Raw genomic sequence first — 20,152 nt, forward strand, 5'->3', positions numbered from 1 at the left:
GCGCGCACAGCCGCCGGTTGTCAGTCATCCGGTTGCCTGACCGAACCACTGAGGTCAGGCGGGTTCTTGTTAGCCTCGCCCAAGTCGTCAGGGGCTCAAGAGGACTTGGGGGGTTACGTGTCCACAGGGGGAGTGACGTTCCGCGCGGTCGGCCACCGCTACCGGACGCAACGTCTGTTCCACGGCCTCGACCTCGACGTGCCCGCCGGCACCACCCTCGCCGTCCTCGGACCCTCCGGCGTCGGCAAGAGCACCCTGCTGCGCCTGGCCGCCGGTCTCCACCGCCCGACGACCGGAACCGTCACGGCGCCCGACCGCGTGGGGTACGCCTTCGCCGAACCCCGGCTGATGCCCTGGCGCACCGCCTTGGAGAACGTGGTCTTCGTCCTGGGCCGCCGCCCTGCCGCCGTCGACCTCGCCCGCGCCCGCCACCTCCTCGACGGACTCGGCCTCGCGGACTCCGCCGACGCCTACCCGACGGCACTGTCCACCGGGATGCGGCAACGCGTCGCACTCGCCCGCGCCCTGCTCGTCCGCGCCCCGCTCCTCGTCCTCGACGAACCCGCCTCCGCGCTGGACATCCACCTGCGCGCCGAGGTGCGACAGACCCTCCGCGCCCGCGCCCGGGACGCCGGCTCGACCGTCCTGTGGTCCACCCACGACCCCCACGAGGCCGCCGTCACCGCCGACCGGGCCCTGATCCTGGGACCCACCGGGCACCAGGTCCTGGACTTCGACGCACCCGCCGCCACCCGCACCCCCGCCGCCACCGAACGCGCCGAACGGGCCGTCGTCCGGGCCCTCGCCGCGGCGCACCCCACGGCGCACCTCACCGACCCGCCGGGCGGGCCGTACGCGCCACCCCACCCCCACCGCTCAGGAGCCCACGAGTGACCACGCACACCCGCCACCGCCACCGACCCGTCCGCGCCGCGCAACTCCTGGCGTCCCTCACCCTCCTCACCGCCTGCGCCGGGCCCGGCGGCACCGACGAGAACACCGGCCTCCGGATCGCCGTCGCCCCCAATGCGGTACTCGACGCCGCGACCGCCGGACTGCGCACCGACCGGGAACTCGCCTCCGAGGCCGGCAGCGTCCGCTTCAGCGCCCTGCGCAACCCCGACGAGATCCGCACCCAGCTCACCAGCAACTCCGTCGACGTCCTCACCCTCCCCAGCAACATCGCGGCCAACCTGCACAACCGGGGCGTCGACGTCCGCATCCTCGGTGTCGTCGGCGGCCCCGTCGACGTGCTCGTCGGCCCGGACGACGCAGCACCCTCCTGGTCCTCGCTGCGCGGCGCCACCGTCCACATCCCGTTCAAGGGCGACGTCAACGACGTGCTGTTCCGCCACCTCGCCCGGGAGAACGGACTCACCCCCGGCGAGGACCTGACCGTCGTCAACCACCCCGGCCTCCCCGACCTGCTCACCGCGGTCAGCGCCGGCAAGGCCGACTACGCACTGCTCCCCGAGCACCAGGCCAGCCTGGCGATCAGCCGGGCCGAGTCCGTCGGCCGGCCCAAGAAGCAGATCCTCACCCTCGGCGCACAGTGGCGCAAGACCACCGGACAGCGCAGCCTGCCCACCTACGCCGTCGGCGTCCGCGGCCGGTTCGCCGAGGAGCACCCCGAACTCGTCGGACACCTCCACCGCGCCCTCACCCGCTCCGCCCGCAGCGCCGCCGAGCGGCCCGCCGCGATCACCCCCCAGGTCGCCCGGCGCACCGGAGCCCCCGCCCCGCTCGTCACCGGACTGCTCGACCGCCTCACCCCCAGCTACCGCAGCGCCCGCGACGCCCGCCCCGAGCTGACCGCGCTCTTCGCCGAACTCGCCGCCGCCTCGCCGGCCCTGGTCGGAGGGAAGGTGCCCGGTGCCGGCCTCTACGTCACCGAGGGTCCGTGACACCGCACTCGTGCTGACGGGCACGGTGGCCCTGATCGCCCTCTGGCACCTCTGGGCCGCCCGCCACCCCGCCGTGCTCGTCCCCTCACCCGCCGAAACCGCCGAGGCGCTGCAACGCCTCACCGCCAGCGGCCTGTTGCCCACCGAGATCGCCCGCAGCCTCGGCCGCACCCTCCTCGGCTCCGCACTCGCCCTGCTCATCGGCACCCTGTGGGGACTGATCGGCGGCACCAGCCCCCTCGCCGACGGACTCAGCCGCCCGCTGCGCGCGGTGCTGCTCGGCATTCCGCCGATCGTCCCCGTCGTCATGGGAATGGTCTGGTGGGGCGGCGGGGGAGAGGTGCCCGTCTTCGTCGCCACGCTGGTCTCGGTGCCGGTCGTCGCCGTCGCGGTCGCCGAAGCCGTGCGCTCCCTCGACGCCGACCTGCTGGAGATGGCCACCGCCTTCCACGTGCCCCTCCTGCACCGCCTCCGTCACCTGGTGCTGCCGGCCCTCACCGCGCCGCTCCTCGCCTCCGTGGCCCTCGTCACCACCACCTCGCTGCGCACCACGATCATGTCCGAACTCCTCGCCGCCCCTGATGGCGTCGGCGCCCAGATCGCCACCGCACGCACCAACCTCGCCACGGACGAGGTCTTCGCCTGGGCCACCGTCGCCGTGGCCGTCGCCCTGCTCACCGAACACCTGCTGGTCGGCCCGTTGCGCCGGCGCGCCCGCCGCTGGCAACACGACGGCCCCGCGCACCCGTCCGACCCCACCCTCGAAAGGACCCCGTCATGACCGCGGCCCCCGCCCCGGAGACCGGCCCCGTGGACGAGTACGTCCCCGTCCTCATCGCCGGAGCCGGCCCCGCCGGACTGACCCTCGCCCTGCTCCTCGACCGGCTGGGCGTGCCCTTCCTGCTCGTCGAGCGCCGTACCGGGCCCTCCGCGCTGCCCCGCTCCCGAGCCGTGAACACCCGCACCATGGAGGTCCTTCGACACCTCGGCCTCGCCGACGAGGTCACCGGGGCGGCCCTCGCCCAGGAACGCGTCGGACTGCGCTTCGCGTTCGCCCCGACCCTGACGTCCCTCACCGGCCCCGACGCCGTGCTCGCCCGGCACGTCGCCGCCGGTCGCCGTGCCGAGCACAGTCCGGTGACGACGGTGCTGTGCCCGCAGGACGTCGTCGAGGACATCCTGCGGCGTCGCGTGCCCACCGCCCGGGTGCGGTACGGGCACGCGCTCGACGCCCTGGAACAGACGGACGAGCACCTCACCGCCACCGTCACCGGACCCGGGGGCCGCACCTACCGGGTGCGCTGCGGCCACCTCGTCGGCTGCGACGGCGCCCACAGCGCGGTACGCCGCGCCACCGGGGTCGAGCTGCGCGGCGGCGGGCCCGTCACCGAGAACCACCAACTCCTCTTCGAGGCCCCCCTCGGCCCCCTCTTCGGTGAGCTGCGGGCCTCCAACACCTTCCTGCACTCCGCCGGGGTGCGCGGCTACCTCCAGCCCACCTCCGTGCCCGACCGCTGGACCTTCAACCGGCTGCTGGAAGGCCCCCCGGACCCGACGCCGCTCGACCCCGCCGACGTGGTGCGCACCGTCGCCGGTGACCCCTCGCTCCCGGTCAAGGTGCTGGAGGAGTCCCACTGGACCAGCCGGAGCGAGGTCGCCGAGCGGATGACCGTCGGTCGGGTCCACCTCGCGGGCGACGCGGCGCACCTGGTGACCCCGTTCAGCGGCTCCGGACTCAACCTCGGCGTCCAGGACGTGCACAACCTGGCCTGGAAGCTCGCGGCGGTCGTCCACGGCTGGGCCGGCCCGGGACTGCTCGCCACCTACGACCCCGAACGCCGCCCGGTCGCCGAACGGACCGCCGACGAGGACCGCACCAACAACGCCACCGCCGTCGCCACCGGCAACTGGGACCGGTGGCGCGAGGAACTGCCCAAGCGGCTGGTGAAGGACGGTCTGATCCTCGGCTTCCACTACCCGCGGGGTGCGCTCGTCCCCGAGGCCCACGACCCCGCGGCCCCCGCCGCCCCGGTCACGGACTCCCGCGCCGACTACCACCCGAGCGCCCGCCCCGGGCACCGCGCCCCGCACCTCCCGCTGGGCTCCGGACCCGACGCCGCCTCCGTGCTCGACCTCTTCGGCCTCGGATTCACCCTGCTCACCGGAGCCGCGGGCACGGTCTGGACCGCGGCGGCCCACCACGTCCAACAGCGGCTCTCCGTACCCCTGCACACCAGGGTCCTCGGCCCCGGGACCGCGGAGATCGACCCGGACTGGACGCGGACGTACGGCATCACCGGATCGGGCGCCGTCCTGGTGCGCCCCGACGGCCATGTCGCCTGGCGTCGCACCACCGAAGGGCCCGACGCGGCGGCCCTGCTGGAACGTGCGCTGCGCACCGTGCTCAGCCGCCCGGAGTGACGGGCCGCCCCGGCCGGTCCGGGCCCGAGAGCTACGGGCGGGGCAACTCCCCGCCGTCCAGGGGAAGATCGTTGCCAAGGTAAGCCTTGCCTGACTAGTGTGCGACCGTGGCTCGCACGACCGGCGGGTTCCGGCCGTGCGAGCATCACCCCTCGGCCGAGGTCCGTCATCCGGACGCGCACAGCGGTACGGGCCGCTGCCGGACGGTACGCCGTCCGGTGTTCCACCACTCACAGACGGGCCTTGCCATGACCACAACGACCGTACGCGAACGGCCCCTGAGCCGCCGGGGCATGATCTCCATGGGCGCCGTGCTCGGCTCGTCCCTGACCCTCGTCGGCTGCGGCAACGACGACGAATCCACCCCGGCGGAGCCGGCCGGCTCCGGTGCGGGGGGCGCCTTCCCCGTCACCGTCGAGGACAAGTTCGGGACGGTGCGGATCGCCAAGAAGCCCGAGCGGGTGCTCTCCCTGGGGCGCACCGACCACGACGTGCTGCTCGCCCTCGGCGTCGTCCCGGTCGGCCTGTGGCAGTTCATCCCCACCATGAAGCGCGGCGTGGGCAGTTGGGCGGAACCCTCGCTGGGCGGCAAGACCCCGACCTTCCTCAAGCCGCCGTTCGACTTCGAGAAGGTGGCCTCCCTCGACCCCGACCTGATCGTCAACGTCCAGTCCGGCGGGGACGAGACCGAGTACCGCACCCTCACCGACATTGCCCCCACGGTGGGGCTGCCCGGCGAGGCCGCGGCGAACACCGTGCCGTGGCGGGATTCCACCAGGCTGATCGCCCGCGCGGTGGGCCGGGCCGCCCAAGGGGACAAGCTGATCACGGACACCGAGGCGCTGCTGAAGGCCGCCGCGGACCGCAATCCCGCGTTCGCCGGCAAGACCGTGTCCATCCTGCTGGCCTTCGGCGGCAAGGTCGGCGTGTACACCACGGGCGACACCCGGATGCAGATCGTCTCCGCGCTCGGCCTGAAGCCCTCGCCGTACGTGACGGGCCTGGGCGAGGACACGTACTTCGTCGAACTGTCCGCCGAGAAGACGGGCGAAGCGGAAGCCGACGTGGTGATCCTGCTGAGCCAACAGCAACTCCCGCTGGCGGCCACGTTGAAGCAGTACCCGCAGATCGCCGAGATGAAGGCGGCCCGGGAGGACCGGCTGGTCTTCCCCGCCGACCCGGCCGTCGGCCTGGCCCTCTCCAGCGCCTCCGTGCTCAGCATCCCGTACGCCGTCAAGGGCCTGGAGCCGCTGCTGCGGGAGGCACTGGCCTGAGGACCGCCCCGGCCGGGGACTTCGGGAGGGGGCGCCGCCCCACGGCCGGCGCCCCTCCCCTCCCGCCCCGGCCGGGCACGGAACCCGACCGGGGTCAGCCCTTGCGGGGCTCCACCACGCTGAGGGCCCCGTCGAGACGGCGCGGGTCGTCGGGGCGGGCGGCGGGCACCACCAGCGGCGTCCCGACCTCCGGATCGGGGATGATCCGGCAGGCCAGCCCGAACACCTCCTGCACCAGGTCCGCCGTGACGACCTCCATCGGATCGCCCTGCGCCGCTATCCGGCCGTCCTTCATCACGATCAGGTGCGAGGCGTACCGGAACGCCTGGTTGAGGTCGTGCAGCACCAGGACGAGGGTGTGCCCCCGCCGGTGGTGCAGGTCCCAGCAGAGGTCCAACACCTCGACCTGGTGCGCCAGGTCGAGGAAGGTGGTCGGTTCGTCCAGCAGCAGGATGTCGGTGCGCTGGGCGAGCACCATCGCGAGCCACACCCGCTGCCGCTGCCCGCCGGACAGTTCCTCGACGAACCGGTCGGACAGGTCGAGGACATGGGTCATCTCCATCGCCTCGACCACCGCCTGTTCGTCCTCGGCGGACCACTGCCGGAGCAGCCGCTGGTGCGGGAACCTGCCGCGGGCGACCAGGTCGCCGACCGTGATGCCGTCCGGTGCCGTCGATGCCTGGGGGAGCAGACCGAGCAGCCGGGCCGCCTCCTTCGTGGCGTACGAGGAGATCGGTGCGGAGTCCAGGAGGACCGTCCCGGCCCGTGGCTTGATCATCCGGGACAGCGCCTTGAGCAGTGTGGACTTGCCGCACCCGTTGGGGCCCACGATCACCGTGAAGGACCCGTCGGGGATGCGGATGTCCAGTGCGTCGGTCACCACGCGCTCGTCGTAGGCGAGGGTCAGGCCCGCACCGCGCAGTCGGACGTCGTGCGCCGCGTCGCTCATGTCGTTTCCTGTCCGTTCTCCCGGCGGTGCCGGAGGTGGTGCCCGGTCCGGCGCCGGCCGGTGCGGGTCGTCATCGACGCCGCCACTGCCGGCCCAGCAGCCAGGCGAGGTAGAGCCCGCCCAGCGCGGCGGTGCCGATGCCCACCGGGAGCGGGGTCGGGGCCAGGACGCGCTGGGTGGCCAGGTCGGCGGCGGTCAGCAGCAGCGCACCCATCAGCGCGGCGGGCAGCAGCCCGGACCCGGGCGAGCCGGTCAGCCGCCGGGCCAGTTGCGGCGCGGCGAGCGCCACGAACGGGATCGGCCCCGCGGCGGCCGTCGCCACCGCGGTCAGCGCGACACTGGTCACCAGCAGCGCCAGCCGGGTCGGTTCGACGGGCACCCCCCGGGCGCGGGCGGTGTCGTCGCCCATCTCCAGCAGGGCCATCCGACGGCCGAGTGCCGAGGCGACGGGCACCAGGAGCAGCAGGGCGAGGGCCAGCGGCACCACATGGTCCCAGCGGCGTCCGTTGAGGCTGCCGGTCAGCCACAACTGGGCGGTCTGGGCGTCGTTCAGCGAGGCACGGGTCAGCAGATAGGCGTTGAGCGCGTTGAGCATGGCGGCGATGCCGATGCCGGTGAGGATGAGCCGGAAGCCCCGCGCCCCGCGGCGGAAGGCGAGCACGTACACCAGGGCCGCGGTGAGCAGCCCGCCGACGACCGCGCCGAAGGCGGTGGCCCGCAGGCCGCCGCCGAGCAGCAGGATCACCACCAGGGCGCCCGTCGCGGACCCGGTGGTGAAGCCGACCACGTCGGGGCTGCCCAGCGGATTGCGGGAGACGCTCTGGAACATCGCCCCGCCGAGCCCCAGCGCCGCTCCCACCAGCACCGCCACCAGCAGTCGGGGCAGGCGCAGTTCGCGCACGATGAAGTCGATGCCCGGGCGCCCGTCGCCGACCAGGGTGGCGAACACGTCGGCGGGGGAGGCGGAGTAGCTGCCGGTGGTCAGGCTGACCAGGCCGATCGCGCAGATCGCCAGGGTGAGCAGCGTCCCGACGGTCAGCGACCGCGGGTGCAGACGAACGGACACGGCACCGGAACGGGTCCGCAGCACCCTCCCGGTCACCGGTCGGCCGCCGCGCCGACCGCGTGCGGCGCTCACAGGGCCGCGATCCGACGTCGGCGGCTGAGCAGGATGAACAGGGGCGCGCCGAAGAACGCGGTCACGATGCCCGCCTCCAGCTCGCCCGGTGAGACGAGGAACCGACCGAGTACGTCGGCGCCGAGCAGCAGCACGGGCGCGAGGAGCAGCGAGTAGGCCATCACCCAGCGCTGGTCGGGGCCGGTCACCATGCGTACGAGATGGGGGACCGCGAGTCCGACGAACGCGATCGGCCCGGCCGCCGCAGTGGCGCCGCCGCAGAGCAGGGCGACCGCCACCGCCCCGGTCAGCCTGGTCCGTTCGGTGTGTGCGCCGAGCGCCCGACCGGTCTCCTCGCCGAGCGCCAGCGCGTTCAGCGGACGGGCGAGCCCCAGGGCCGCGACCACACCGATGAGGATCAGCGGACCCACCTGCACCACCACGTCCGTGTCCCGTCCGGCGAGCGAGCCGACCGCCCAGAACCGGAACTCGTCGAAGACGCTGAGGTCGCTCAGGATCACCGCGGAGACGTACGCGATCAGCATGGCGTTGATCGCCGCGCCGGCGAGCACCATCCGCTCCGGCGTCGACGCCCGCCCGGAGGAGCCGAGCAGGTACACCACCGCGTAGGCGACTGCCGCGCCGAGGAGGGCGAACCAGACGTATCCGATCGGTGAGTCCACGCCGAGGAAGGCGATGGCGGTGACCACGGCGGCGGAAGCCCCGTTGTTCACCCCGAGGAGTCCCGGGTCGGCCAGCGGATTGCGGGTCAGCCCCTGCATCAGCGCCCCGGCGAGGCCGAGCGCGGCACCCGCCAGCAGACCGATGGCGGTGCGCGGGACGCGCAACTCCCGCACGACGAACGCCTCCTCGCCGCCACCGCCCCGGACGAGCACCTCCCACACGGTGGCGAACGGGATGCTCCGTGCGCCGACCGAGAGACTGAGGCCGCAGACGAGGACCAGCGCCAGGGCCGCCAGTGCGAGCCCGTACCAGCGAACCGCACCCGCACGGCGGACGACCGTCCGTGCCGGTGCCGCGGGCTCTTCGGTGAGCGTCGAAGCGGCGGGCGACCCACCTAGGGGTACGCCAGCGGATGTGTCAGTGGATGTGCCGCCGCCGTCGGCCGCCCCGCCCCGTGACTTCACCGTCGGGCCACCGCCGTACGCCCGGAGCGGCAACGCGCTCTCGCCACCTCGCCCCCTCCGTCCGTCCGCCCCGGTCCGAGGCAGCGCAGGCAAGCCTAACCATCCTTGTGTCGGGCATTCAACTTCCCCCGGATCGGCGGGGATCAGGGGGAACACCCGTCGAGCGGGTGCCGGTGCCCACCGGAACGGGGCGTTCCCCTACGGTGGTTCGGCACCCGGCACCGGGTTCAGCCGAGGGCCGCCCGGGCGTCCGCGGCGGCCGTCCTGCGGTGGTCCGACGGCCGTATCCCCCGGATGCGTTTGAACGCCGCGCTCAACGCGAACGCGTCGGCGTACCCCACCTGGCGGGCCACCGACGCCACCGTGTCGTCCGTGGCCCGGAGCAGGTCACTCGCCAACGAGACGCGCCAGCCGGCCAGATACGCCATCGGCGGCTCGCCCACCAGCAGGGTGAACCGGTGACCGAGGCCGGACCGGGAGACCCCCACCTCGTCCGCCAGCATCCGCACCGTCCACGGCCGTGCCGGATCGTCGTGCATCAGCCGCAGTGCCTCGCCCACGACCGGATCGCCGAGCGCCCGGTACCAGCCCGGTGCCCGTGCCTCGGGTCGGGCGAACCAGGCCCGCAGGGTGTACACGAGCAGCAGGTCGAGCATCCGGTCGACCACCACCTGTTGCCCCGGATCGGCGCGCTCCACCTCGGCCGTGACCAGCCCCAGCATCGGGTGGTGCCGGTCCTCACCGGGCACCCGGAGCACCGGCGGCAGCGCCTCCAGCAGTCGACCGCTGACCTCCCCGCCCAACTGGTACATGCCGGTCAGCAGCATCGCGGAGCCCTCGTAGCGCTCGCCGCAGGCCCGTAGGTCCAGCCGGATGTCCTCGGTGACGTCGACGCCTTCGGCGGTGACGCACCGCTCGGAGCCGTGCACGTCGATGTCCGCCGGGGTCGTCGGCGCGTCGGAGACGGTGTGCGGTGCGGCGCCCGTCACGATCACCAGGTCGCCCGGCTCCACCCGGACCGGTGCGGTGCCGTCCACCCGGACCCAAGCGGTGCCCGACAACATGGTCATCAGGGTCAGGGGCGAACCGCCCAGGAACCGCAACGACCAGGGCGGGTCCAGGATCGACCGGCCGAAGACGGCTCCTCGGGCCCTCGTCTCGTACAGCAGGTTGGCGAGCGCGTCCACCCGACGATTCTACGGTCCGCCCCCGGACGCCCGGCCCGCTGGACGCACGCACATCACCTGCGGCGTCATGGCCATCGGTCCTGTCGCCGCCGGCCGGTTGGCTGGTCGCATGACCTTGGTGCACGTCCCCCTCGCCCACGCCCCCTTGAGGAACCACCGTGACAACTGACCCACTCGACCCGGCCGTTCCCGGGCAGCGCGCCGGCCTACGGGAGTGGATCGGCCTCGCCGTACTCGCCCTGCCGACCCTGGTGCTGGCCCTGGACATGAGTGTCCTCTACCTCGCGTCGCCGCACCTGGGCGCGGATCTGGCGCCGACCGGCTCCGAACTCCTGTGGATCATGGACGTCTACGGGTTCATGATCGCCGGCTTCCTGATCACCATGGGAACGCTCGGCGACCGCATCGGCCGCCGGCGGCTGCTGATGATCGGTGCCTTCGCGTTCGGCGTGGCCTCGATCGTGGCGGCCTACGCCACCAGCCCGTTGATGCTGATCCTCGGCCGTGCGCTGCTGGGAGTCGCCGGGGCGACCCTGGCGCCGTCGACCCTCGCGCTGATCAGCAACATGTTCCGGGACGCCGGCCAGCGGGCGGTGGCCATCTCCATCTGGATCTCCTGCTTCATGTCCGGGATGGGCGTGGGCCCGGTGGTGGGCGGACTGCTGCTGGAGTGGTTCTGGTGGGGGTCGGTCTTCCTGTTGGCCGTTCCGGTCATGGTGCTGCTGCTGGTGACGGCGCCGATGGTGCTGCCCGAGTACCGGCCCGAGGAGGCACCGCGGCGTCTTGACCCGGCCAGTGTGGTGCTGTCCCTGGCGGGCATCCTGCCGACGGTCTACGGCCTGAAGCGGATGGCTGCCGAGGGCTTCGACGCCGTGTCGGTCATCGCGGTGGTGCTGGGCGCGGTGTTCGGTGTGCTCTTCGTGCGCCGCCAACAACGTCTGGCCGAGCCGTTGTTGAACCTCGCCCTGTTCGCCGACCGCTCCTTCCGCGCGGCTCTGCTGATCATCCTGGTCTCCACCGCCGCGGGCGGCGGCCTGTACCTGTTCGCCACCCAGTACGTGCAGATGGTGGCCGACCAGCCGCCGCTGCGGGCGGGGCTCTGGCTGATCCCGACGGCGGTGGCGAGCGCCGTGGGCTCGCTGATCGCCCCGGCGCTGGCCCGCAGGTTCCGACCGGGCCGGGTGGTGGCGGGCGGCCTCGCGGTGGCGGTCGCCGGCTATCTGCTGATGGCGGTCGCGGACGCCGACTCCGCACTGGTCGTGGTCGCGGGCGGCATCGCCCTGGTCTTCTTCGGCGCGGGCCCGATGACAGCGCTGAGCACCGATCTGGTGGTGGGTTCGGTGCCGCCGCAACAGGCGGGGGCGGCGGCCTCGATGTCGGAGACCAGTACGGAGTTGGGCATCTCGCTGGGCGTGGCGGTCCTGGGCAGCTTGGGGACCGCCGTCTACCGCGACCGGATCGACGACGCCCCGCCCGAGGGCGTGCCGGTGGACGCGGTGGCGGCGGCCGGCGACACCCTGGCGGTGGCGACGGCGGAGGCGGAGCGCCTGCCGGACGGCCCCGCGCAGGCCCTGTTGGAGGCGGGGCGCGAGGCGTTCACCGCCGGTATGAACCTCGCCGGGTTCGTGGGTGCGGCGCTGGTGACGGTGCTGGCCGTGGTCGCCGCGCGGGTGTTCGGCCGCGCCCGCCCGACCGGTGCGGCGGTGCCGCAACCCCGGTCGTCCCCGGCGGACCGGGTCGGCGCCCCGGACTGAGGCTCGGGAGCCGGGCGGACCGCACCCGTTCGGGGGCGGCCGTGGCGGTCGGCCGGCCGCTGCCCGGCGATCGCCACGGCTGCCGGGACTGAGCGGAGTCCGGCGCCCGGGCCGCCGCCGGCAACACACCGGAGTCGGCTCAGTCGAGGCAGAACTCGTTGCCCTCAAGGTCCTGCATCACGATGCAGGACTCGTTCTCGCCGTCGGCACGCATCGTTCGCACGTGTACCGCGCCGAGCGCGACCAGTCGTGCGCACTCGGCCTCAAGCGTGGCAAGGCGCTCCTCACCCACGAGCCCGATACCGGCCCGCACATCGAGGTGCACGCGGTTCTTGACGACCTTGCCCTCGGGAACTCGCTGGAAGAGCAGACGCGGACCCACTCCCGAGGGATCGCTGCACGCGAAGTAGATCACCTGTTCCTCGGGCGGCAGCGAGCGGTGGTACTCCTCCCACGTGGCGAAGCCCTCCGGGACCGCCGGCACGACGTACCCCAGCACTTCACACCAGAAGGCGGCGAGACGTGCGGGTTCCGCGCAGTCGAAGGTCACTTGGAGCTGCCTGATCGTTGACATCGGCGCACCCTACCAAGGGAGCCCTGCTGCGCCTTCCCCTCAGGTGGAACCCCATGCCGTCGGTGATCGCACCCCTTAGGCTCCGGCGCATGACGGAACCGGTGGATCTGACCGATGTCGAGGTGGCCGTGGCCGCAGCCCGGGCCGGTGCCGAGGTGGTGCGCGGCGCCTACGGCACGCGTCTGGACCGTATCGACAAGGGCGGCGGCGACTTCGCCACCACGGCCGACGTGGAGGCCGAGCGGGCCGTCCTCGCCGTGATCCGTGAAGCCAGGCCCGGCGACGCGGTGCTCGGCGAGGAGGGCGGGCGACAGGGCGGCAGTGACACCGGGCGCCAATGGTGGGTGGACCCCCTGTGCGGCACCCTGAACTACGCGGTGGGCACCCTGGTGGTCGCCGTCAACGTGGCGTTGCGCGGTGGTGCGGCGGCGGTCGCCGACCCGTTCGGCGGCGAGGTCTTCCTCACCGACGGCCGGACCTCCCGGGTGCGGCACCGGGGCGTCGAAGCGGACCTGGTGCCCACGTCCGCCAGCCGGCTGGTGGACGTCAACCTCGATCCGCCGTTCCCCGGTGCGCCGGCCTTCCGGGCGGTGGACCTGCTGGCCCGTCCCGAGTTCGTCGCCTCCTTCCGGCCGAGGGTGGTGTCCAGCACGCTGGCACTGGCCTGGGTCGCGGCCGGCAGACGGGCCGCGTACGTCACCGACGGCGGCGATCTGTCGACGAGCGTGCACTTCGCTGCGGGCATCGCCCTGTGCCGGGCGGCCGGCTGCGTGGTCACCGGGATCGACGGCGCCCCGCTCGGACCGGCGGGACGTGGACTCGTCGCGGCTGCCGACACGGCGACGCACCGGCAGCTGCTGTCGATGACGGGTCACTGAACCCGGGGCGCCGCCCGCGAGCCGGCCCGGGAGGTCCATGTCGTGGCGTTGCTGCGTGCGTGGACAGGCCAGCTGTCGTCGCAATCAAGCTGATCGGCCCGCGCCCCCTGGGTATCGGGGTGCCGCTGTGGCACCCTGTGCCCACTTGCACGACAACAGGGGGCGTGTGTGGGTGAGCGTGACGGTGCCGGCGAGGGCCACGGGCTCGATCTGACGGACGCGGTCGGACTGCTGCGCGAACAGCTGGCCGCCGCCCAGCGCGAGGCCGACGGATCGGACGTCCGGTTCCGGGTCGGCGACGTGACCGTCGAGTTCGCCGTGCAGCTGACCCGTACCGGTTCCGGCGGCGGCACCCTGCGGTTCGGTGTCGTCGGCGTGGACGGCAAGCGGGAGCGCGCCGAGAGCACCACCCACCGCATCCAGCTCACCCTGCATCCCCGGTCCACCTCCCGCGGTGACGTGGAGATCGGCGACAACGACGACTGAGGGCAGGGTGACCCGGGTGCGCGGACCCGGCCCCGGGGGTGGCGGTGAAGTTCGAGCGGGTGGTGCAGGTACGCGGGCGGGACGGCACGGGCCCCGGCTCGTTCGGCACCGGCTGCCTGATCGCGCCCGGCCTCGTCCTGACCGCCGCGCACGTCCTGCGCACCGAGGAGGGCGTGGTCCGCACGCCCACGGTCACCTTTCCGGCCGACGGCGAGCCGGGCCCCTGGGCCGCCCGGGTGCTCTGGCTGCGCTACGACGCGCGCGTGGACGCCGCCCTGCTCGCGGTGAGCGGCCCGGCCGCGACGCGGGCGACGGACCCGCAACCGCAGCGGTGGGGCGACCTCGTCACCCGCGCCGCCTCCCATCCGGTGGACTCGTACGGCTATCCGCGCAGCCAGCGCAGGCCCGCGGGGGCCACCGGCCCGGCCCGCACGGAGGAGCAGTTCGCCGGCCGGGTCAGCCCCGGCACCGGCGGGTCGGCGCGCCGCTGGGAGCTGCTGAGCAACGACCCGCTGCCGCCCGCCGACCGGCAGGGCCAGGGCTGGGCCGGCATGTCCGGCGCCCCGGTGTTCAGCGGCGACCTGCTCCTCGGCGTGGTCCGGCAGGACCGGCGCGCCGAAACCGGCACCCGGCTCACCGCCACCCGCAGCAGCGAGATCGTTGCCGACGAAGGCTTCCGCACCGCCCTGCGCACCACGGCGGCGCTCGGGTCGCGCGCACCGGTCGTCGAGCCCGCCGAACTGGCCCCGCTGTTCGACCCGGCCGCCCCCGAACGCGACCTGCGGTCCCCGGCGATGCTGTTGCGCGCCGATGTGGAGGCCACCCCGTTCCGGGGCCGCGTCCGGGAGTGGCAGATGCTGCGCGAGTGGTGCCTCGCCCCGCCCGGGGCGGGCCTGCGTCCCGGCGCACCGGCCGGGGACCTGACGGTCCGGGTCCTCACCGGACCCGGCGGCCAGGGAAAGAGCCGCCTGGTGCGGCGGCTCGTGGAGGCCGTGCGCGCGGAGCCCGGCTGGACCGCGGGCCTGCTGCGCAGCGACCTCTCCGACGAGGACCTGCGCGGCGACCGCACCCCGCCGTCCGGCGGAACACCCGCCGCGGCGCTGCACGCCCTCGGCGACTGCGCCCGCGACCTGCTCCTGGTCGTCGACTACGCGGATTCCAGGCCGCGCTGGATACGCCGGCTGATCGACCGGGCCCGCGCCGCGGCCACGACCGGGCAGACCGTCCGCGTGCTGCTGGTGGCCCGCTCGTCCGGCGGATGGCAGCTCGACCCGTACGACACGGGCGTGGCCACCCACGAGATCCTCGCCTCCGCCCTGACCACCGAACTCGGCCCGCTGGACGTGACATCGGACGACCGTCGGGAGGCGTTCGCCGCGGCGCTGCACGGACTTGCCGGGCATTTGGAGCGCACCGACGGCCAAGAGGACTACGACTGGGCAGCCCTGGCCGGCAGGCTGAGCGTCCCTTCGGACATGTCGGGACGCCGCTACGCCACCGCCCTCAACGTCCAGATGGAAGCGTTGGCCGCACTCCTCCAGGCGGGCCCCGCCCCCCTCGACATCGTGCCCGGCGGGGCGGTCGAGGCGACGCTGCTGCGCCACGAGGAGCGTTACTGGGCACGCACGCTCGCCACCGACGGGGAGCGCCCGCTGCCGATGCCCCTGATGCGCCGGGTCGTCGCCGCGGCGACCCTGTGCGGTGCCGCCGACGAGGACGAGGCGATGGAGGTCGTGGCCCGGGTGCCGGCCCTCGGCCGGGGGCGGGAGTGGGAGCTCGCCACGGCGATCGGCCGGCTGTACCCCGGAGCCGGGGACACCTACTGGGGGACGCTCCAGCCCGACCGGGTGGCGGAGTTCCAGGCATCGCTCACCGTGGCGGAGGTGCCGACGCTGCTGCCCGCCCTGATGGCGGGCGCTACGGCCGCCCAGCAGGTGCAGGCGCTGACGGTGCTGAGCCGGTCCGTGGTGGCCCACGCCAACGGGGCCCGCACCCGGCAGCGCGACCTCGTCCTCGCGCGGCTCGACGCGCTGCTGGAGCAGCAGGACCTGACCGCGGAGGTGCTGCGCGCCGCCGCGGCGGCGCTGCCCGAGGCATCCGACGCGCTCACCCGGTTCGCCGTCCGCCTCACCCAGCGGCTGGTCGAGCGCTACCGCGCGTCCGCGCCGGGCGAGGCCGACCCGGACGGGCTCGTCTGGGCCTTGGGGGAATGGGCGAGGCGCAAGGCGCGGTCGGGCGACTGGCGTACGGCCGTGGCGGCGGGGGAGGAGGCGCTGGTGATCCAGCGCGCCCGAGCCGTCGACGGGTCGCCCGCGGAGGAGCGGGTGCTGGCCGGTGCGCTGATCCAGTTGGCCTCCGACCAGTGGACCGCGGGTTCCCGTCAGACGTCGCTCGCCCTCGCCGAGGAGGCCGTGGAGCTGTGCCGCGAGCTGGAGCGGCGCGGTCACGACGCGGACCCGGAGCTGCTGGCCAAGGCCCTGAACTCGCTGGCGGTGATCTACGAGGACGCCGTACGCCTGCCGGAGGCGGTGGCCGTGGCCGAGGAATCGGTCGCCATCCGCCGGGCGCTCGCCGGGCGCGACCCGTCCCGCTCGGCCGCACACGCCGCGTCCCTGCGCACCCTCGCCGTCTGCCGAGCGAGCTCCGGGCTCGCCCGGGAGGGCCGGATCATCGTGGAACAGGCGCTGGCCATCGAGCGCCGGCTGGCCACGGAGAACCCGGACGCCCACGCGGACGGCCTGGCCTACACGCTGAACTCGGTGTCCTGGCACTACTGGCGGGAGGGCGTCAGCCGGGTGGGCAAGCGCACCACCCTTCAGGAAGCGGTCACCCTGCGCCGGCGGCTCGCCGCCGACAACCCGGACACGTACAACAACAGCCTGGCGATCTCCCTGGTGAACCTGGCCACCGAGCAGCCGAACGAACAGGCGCTGGAGACGATGGCCGAGGCGCGGGAGCTGTACGACCTCACGCGCGACAGCGCCCCCGGGGCGAACGGCTCCCGGCTGCGACTCCTGCTCAGCAACCGGTCCTGGGTACTGAACGACATGGGCCGCGTGGACGAGGCCGTGGAAACGATCTCCGAGGCGCTCCGGTACGGGCGGTCGTCGTACCGGGACAATCCGGTGACCCACGGCAGGAATCTGGCCGACGACCTGTCCAAGGCCGCCGGATTCCTCCAGGGCGCCGGGCGCCGGGAGGAGGCGATCGCCCTGTTCGAGGAGGAGATCGGCGTCCGGCGCGAACTCGTCCGGCTCCACCCGGCACCGAACGAGGTCCGTCTGGCCGAGGCGCTGCACGACCAGTCCATGGCCTTGGCGGGCTGCGGCAGATCCGAGGACGCGCTGCGGGCGGCGGACGAAGCGCTGGAGCTGTACGAGCGGCGCTGGCGTGAGGCACCCGACAAGGAAGCCCTGCCCTACGCGGCCGGGCTGGAACTCGTTGCCTGGCAGCGGGAGACCACCGGCGGGGGAGGCGATCCGGTCCCGCTCCGGCAGCGGGCCGTCGTTCTGTTGCGTCCGGAGGCGAGGCGCTCCGTCGAGGTGCGCGGACGGCTCGCGTCGAATCTGCTGCAGCTGGCCGAGCACGCCGCTGCGGCCGGAGGGATGCGTGCTCTGCTGCGGGCGCTGCCCTTCGCCCGCGAGGCCACCGAGCACCGCGTCCGGGCGTCGGGGCGAAGCCCCCACCCGAACGAGGACGTGCGGGAAGCGGCGGCCCGCTGGGCCCAGTTGCTGGAGGACTGCGGGCGCAGGCCCGAGGCGTGGGACGTACGCCACCGGTACGGGCTGCGGCAGGCCTGACCGACCGCCACCGCCGGACCGGTGGAACAGACATGATCGTGCGCGTCGACAGGAGAGACACCGTGCCGGAACCGCAGGAGAAGCAGGAAGCCCCCGTCGACGGGAGCACCGCCGTGTCCATGGGGGCGCCGCCCGAGGTCGAGGACGACGACGACGAGATGGTCTTCGCGTCGCTGGACGAGTTCTACGACGAGTACCTCTCCCAGATCGTGAGGCGTCGTGTGGACGGCGTTCGTCTGGCCTGGTGCCCGGACTGGTGGAAGCATCCCGAGGCGATCGTCCGGATCGCCGCGCTGTGGCGGGCCTTCGAGTACCTGCGGCTCGACTCGGCCCTCGGCATCTCCCACTGGTGGCTCCAGCACGCCGACCCCCATCTCGCCGTGCTGATGCATCCGCTCACCGGCCCCTTCGTGCTCTGCTCCGGGCCGGAAGGACACACCGCGGAGCTGGGTCCGTTGCCCGGCAACCCGTCGCCGCCGGAGATGTGGGACCACCCCGCCTTCTCGGTCCACGCGTCCGAGAAGGCGGAGCAGGACACGGACGGGGGCGGAAGCGCCTGAGCGGAACGTCGGCTGAGCACAGGCCGGCGTCAGTCGGGCCGGGCGGCGCTCCGGACGGACTCGTCGCTCGCCGCGCCCGTCAGGATGGCGTCGAGCAGCCCGGGGTAGCGGGAATCCAGGTCGCTGCGGCGCAGCGTGAGCAGGTTCTCCCGCCCGGACGGCTGCTGGAGGATGACACCGCTTTCCCGCAACACGCGCCAGTGGTGCGTCATCGTCGATTTCGAGGTGATGCCGAGCCGGCCCAGCACGCTGCCGCAGTTGTGTTCCCCGCCGGCGTCGAGCACCCGGACGACGGAGAGCCGTACCGGATTCCCCAGGGCCGTCAGGACGTCCTCGATCCGGATCTGGTCGGCAGTCGGGTGACGGTGTGCCATCGTCCCACTGTACTGGAACAGTCGAACTCCCTTCCGTAGCCGCCGAAGTGGCTCCCTTGCTTATGGTTCGACTGTACGTGAATATACGTACAGTTGGCCCGTGGCACCTCAGGAGGGGGCACTTCCGCATGTCCAGTTCGACTTCCCGGCAACAGCTCCGCTGGACGCTGGCGATCCTGGCCTTAGCCCAGTTGATGTACGCGCTCGACCTCAACATCGTCTTCGTCGCACTGCCCGAGATCGGTTCCGAACTCGGGTTCCCCGGACAGACCCAGCAACTCGTCGTCAGCGCGTACGTCGTCTTCGCCGGTGGGTTCCTGTTGTTCGGCGGCCGGGCGGCGGACCTGCTCGGGCGTCGCCGGATCTTCGTCATCGCCCTGGCGCTCTACGCCGTTTCCTCACTCGCGGGAGGTCTCGCGGACACTCCCGAACTGATCATCGCCGCCCGGGCGGTGCAGGGGATCGGCGGCGCCCTGTTGCTGCCCGCCACCCTCGCGCTGATCAACACCGTCTTCGAGGAAGGCCCCCCGCGCAACCGTGCACTCGCGGTCTGGGGCGGCGCCGGAGCGAGCGGACTGACCATCGGCGCCCTGCTCGGCGGGGTGCTCACCGAGAACTTCGGCTGGCCCTCGGTCTTCTACGTCAACGTGCCGCTGGCGGGGCTGCTCGTGGTGGCCGCCCTGGTGGTCATCCCGAAGGACCCGGCGCGCGGTGAACGGCGCTCGTTCGACCTGCCCGGCGCGCTGAGCGTCACCGCCGGATCGACCCTGCTGGTCTTCGCCCTGGTCCAGGGACCCGAGACGGGGTGGGGCAGCACGGAGGTGCTCGCCGCCCTGGGCGCGGCAGTGGTGGCGCTGGCGTTGTTCGTCGTCATCGAGAAGCGCAGTGCCGACCCGTTGCTGCCGTTCCGATTGTTCCGCAACCGCAGCCTCAGCATCAGCGTGTCCATCACCTTCCTCTACATGGCGACCTTCGGCGTCCTCCCGTACTTCCTCACCGTCCTCATGCAGGGCGTGCACGGCTACAGCGCCCTCCAGACGGGCCTCGCCTTCCTCATCCCCTCGCTGGCCATCGCCGTCGGCACCCAGCTCGGCGAGCGGTTCGTCGGTCGCCTGGGCACCCGCACCACCCTGGTGGCCGGGTTCGCCGTCGGGGCCGTGGGCACCGCCGTCCTCGCCCTCGGCTTCGACGAGAGTGCCGGATACGCCCTCTTGGTGCCCGGCCTGATCGTCTCCGGCATCGGCCAGGGCATCGTCTGGACCGCCATGTGGATCGCCGCCGCCACCGGAACCGCACCCGAGGAACAGGGCGTCGCCAACGGCGCCGCCTCCACCGGCCTCAACATCGGCAACGCCATCGGCCTGGCCGTGTTCACCGCCCTGGCCGACCACGGCACCGAGGGCAGGACCGGTGAGGCGCTGCGCGCCGCCACCGCCCACGGGGAGTTCGTGGTCGTCCTGCTCACCGCGGCCGGGATGGCCGGCGGGCTGTTCATCGCCCTGGCCCTGCGCCGCCACCCGGGCCCGTCGGCCACTGGGTCCGCACCGGCACCCGAGAAGGAGCAGGCCGTCGCGGCCCCCTGATCCGCGCGCCGGGTCGCGTGCGGCACGCGCGGCCGGAGCCGAGCCGGGGCGCCCCCCCCCACCCCCCCGGGGGGGGGGGGGCCCGCGCCCGGGGGGGGGGCCCCCCCGGGGGGGGGGCGGGCCCCCGAACCCGGGGACCGCGG

At 73.6% G+C, this 20,152-nt stretch carries 17 protein-coding genes; 11 read left to right on the top strand and 6 right to left on the bottom strand.

The genetic code is table 11. From position 1 onward, the window contains the following. Nucleotides 1-117: 117 nt before the first annotated feature. From ACFWIA_RS15720 to ACFWIA_RS15740, 5 genes are all read left to right on the top strand, one after another. Nucleotides 118-894, top strand: coding sequence for an ABC transporter ATP-binding protein (locus ACFWIA_RS15720; protein WP_387004655.1), 777 nt, complete (start codon nucleotides 118-120; stop codon nucleotides 892-894). Continuing rightward, on the top strand, nucleotides 891-1,904 hold the full coding sequence (locus tag ACFWIA_RS15725; RefSeq protein ID WP_387004657.1) for an ABC transporter substrate-binding protein: 1,014 nt from the start codon (nucleotides 891-893) through the stop codon (nucleotides 1,902-1,904). The genes ACFWIA_RS15720 and ACFWIA_RS15725 overlap by 4 nt, the downstream gene beginning before the upstream one ends. A 10-nt stretch (nucleotides 1,905-1,914) precedes the next feature. Then, nucleotides 1,915-2,685: an ABC transporter permease gene (locus ACFWIA_RS15730; RefSeq protein WP_387004660.1), complete on the top strand. Its 771-nt coding sequence runs from the start codon at nucleotides 1,915-1,917 to the stop codon at nucleotides 2,683-2,685. Beyond that, on the top strand, nucleotides 2,682-4,325 hold the full coding sequence (locus ACFWIA_RS15735) for an FAD-dependent monooxygenase (RefSeq protein ID WP_387004662.1): 1,644 nt from the start codon (nucleotides 2,682-2,684) through the stop codon (nucleotides 4,323-4,325). Before ACFWIA_RS15730 ends, ACFWIA_RS15735 begins: the two co-directional genes overlap by 4 nt. Before the next feature lie 248 nt (nucleotides 4,326-4,573). Beyond that, nucleotides 4,574-5,599, top strand: coding sequence for an ABC transporter substrate-binding protein (locus ACFWIA_RS15740; RefSeq protein WP_387004665.1), 1,026 nt, complete (start codon nucleotides 4,574-4,576; stop codon nucleotides 5,597-5,599). Between the two features lie 94 nt (nucleotides 5,600-5,693). Here the strand turns inward: ACFWIA_RS15740 and ACFWIA_RS15745 are convergent, their stop codons facing one another. From ACFWIA_RS15745 to ACFWIA_RS15760, 4 genes are all read right to left on the bottom strand, one after another. After that, on the bottom strand, nucleotides 5,694-6,548 hold the full coding sequence (locus ACFWIA_RS15745; RefSeq protein ID WP_387004668.1) for an ABC transporter ATP-binding protein: 855 nt from the start codon (nucleotides 6,546-6,548) through the stop codon (nucleotides 5,694-5,696). 70 nt (nucleotides 6,549-6,618) lie between these two features. Further along, nucleotides 6,619-7,614: a FecCD family ABC transporter permease gene (locus ACFWIA_RS15750; RefSeq protein ID WP_387004671.1), complete on the bottom strand. Its 996-nt coding sequence runs from the start codon at nucleotides 7,612-7,614 to the stop codon at nucleotides 6,619-6,621. 68 nt (nucleotides 7,615-7,682) lie between these two features. Next, nucleotides 7,683-8,813, bottom strand: coding sequence for a FecCD family ABC transporter permease (locus tag ACFWIA_RS15755; RefSeq protein ID WP_387004674.1), 1,131 nt, complete (start codon nucleotides 8,811-8,813; stop codon nucleotides 7,683-7,685). A gap of 227 nt (nucleotides 8,814-9,040) precedes the next feature. Next, nucleotides 9,041-10,000 (bottom strand): AraC family transcriptional regulator, encoded by a 960-nt coding sequence (locus ACFWIA_RS15760; RefSeq protein ID WP_387004677.1) that lies wholly within the window; start codon nucleotides 9,998-10,000, stop codon nucleotides 9,041-9,043. A gap of 158 nt (nucleotides 10,001-10,158) precedes the next feature. On the opposite strand from ACFWIA_RS15760, the gene ACFWIA_RS15765 reads away from it, so the two are divergent. Beyond that, on the top strand, nucleotides 10,159-11,754 hold the full coding sequence (locus ACFWIA_RS15765) for an MFS transporter (RefSeq protein ID WP_387004679.1): 1,596 nt from the start codon (nucleotides 10,159-10,161) through the stop codon (nucleotides 11,752-11,754). 139 nt (nucleotides 11,755-11,893) lie between these two features. On the opposite strand, the gene ACFWIA_RS15770 is transcribed toward ACFWIA_RS15765, so the two are convergent. Then, the gene (locus ACFWIA_RS15770; protein ID WP_387004682.1) at nucleotides 11,894-12,328 is read right to left on the bottom strand and encodes a VOC family protein; all 435 of its coding nucleotides are present in this window, start codon (nucleotides 12,326-12,328) and stop codon (nucleotides 11,894-11,896) included. Nucleotides 12,329-12,417: 89 nt separating this feature from the next. Between ACFWIA_RS15770 and ACFWIA_RS15775 the strand changes: the two genes are divergently transcribed. From ACFWIA_RS15775 to ACFWIA_RS15790, 4 genes are all read left to right on the top strand, one after another. Beyond that, complete coding sequence (locus ACFWIA_RS15775) at nucleotides 12,418-13,206, top strand: inositol monophosphatase family protein (protein ID WP_387004684.1); 789 nt, start codon at nucleotides 12,418-12,420, stop codon at nucleotides 13,204-13,206. Between the two features lie 168 nt (nucleotides 13,207-13,374). Beyond that, nucleotides 13,375-13,692, top strand: coding sequence for a trypco2 family protein (locus ACFWIA_RS15780; RefSeq protein ID WP_387004687.1), 318 nt, complete (start codon nucleotides 13,375-13,377; stop codon nucleotides 13,690-13,692). A gap of 44 nt (nucleotides 13,693-13,736) precedes the next feature. After that, the gene (locus tag ACFWIA_RS15785; protein WP_387004689.1) at nucleotides 13,737-17,492 is read left to right on the top strand and encodes a trypsin-like peptidase domain-containing protein; all 3,756 of its coding nucleotides are present in this window, start codon (nucleotides 13,737-13,739) and stop codon (nucleotides 17,490-17,492) included. Between the two features lie 62 nt (nucleotides 17,493-17,554). Beyond that, the gene (locus tag ACFWIA_RS15790) at nucleotides 17,555-18,052 is read left to right on the top strand and encodes a DUF4913 domain-containing protein (RefSeq protein ID WP_387004692.1); all 498 of its coding nucleotides are present in this window, start codon (nucleotides 17,555-17,557) and stop codon (nucleotides 18,050-18,052) included. Between the two features lie 29 nt (nucleotides 18,053-18,081). Here the strand turns inward: ACFWIA_RS15790 and ACFWIA_RS15795 are convergent, their stop codons facing one another. Further along, nucleotides 18,082-18,426 (bottom strand): ArsR/SmtB family transcription factor, encoded by a 345-nt coding sequence (locus ACFWIA_RS15795; RefSeq protein WP_387004695.1) that lies wholly within the window; start codon nucleotides 18,424-18,426, stop codon nucleotides 18,082-18,084. 128 nt (nucleotides 18,427-18,554) lie between these two features. Here ACFWIA_RS15795 and ACFWIA_RS15800 point away from each other — a divergent pair, with 128 nt between their 5' ends. Next, the gene (locus ACFWIA_RS15800; protein ID WP_387004698.1) at nucleotides 18,555-20,009 is read left to right on the top strand and encodes an MFS transporter; all 1,455 of its coding nucleotides are present in this window, start codon (nucleotides 18,555-18,557) and stop codon (nucleotides 20,007-20,009) included. Nucleotides 20,010-20,152: the final 143 nt, after the last annotated feature.

Source organism: Streptomyces sp. NPDC127068 (assembly GCF_042724695.1).
Classification (GTDB): domain Bacteria; phylum Actinomycetota; class Actinomycetes; order Streptomycetales; family Streptomycetaceae; genus Streptomyces.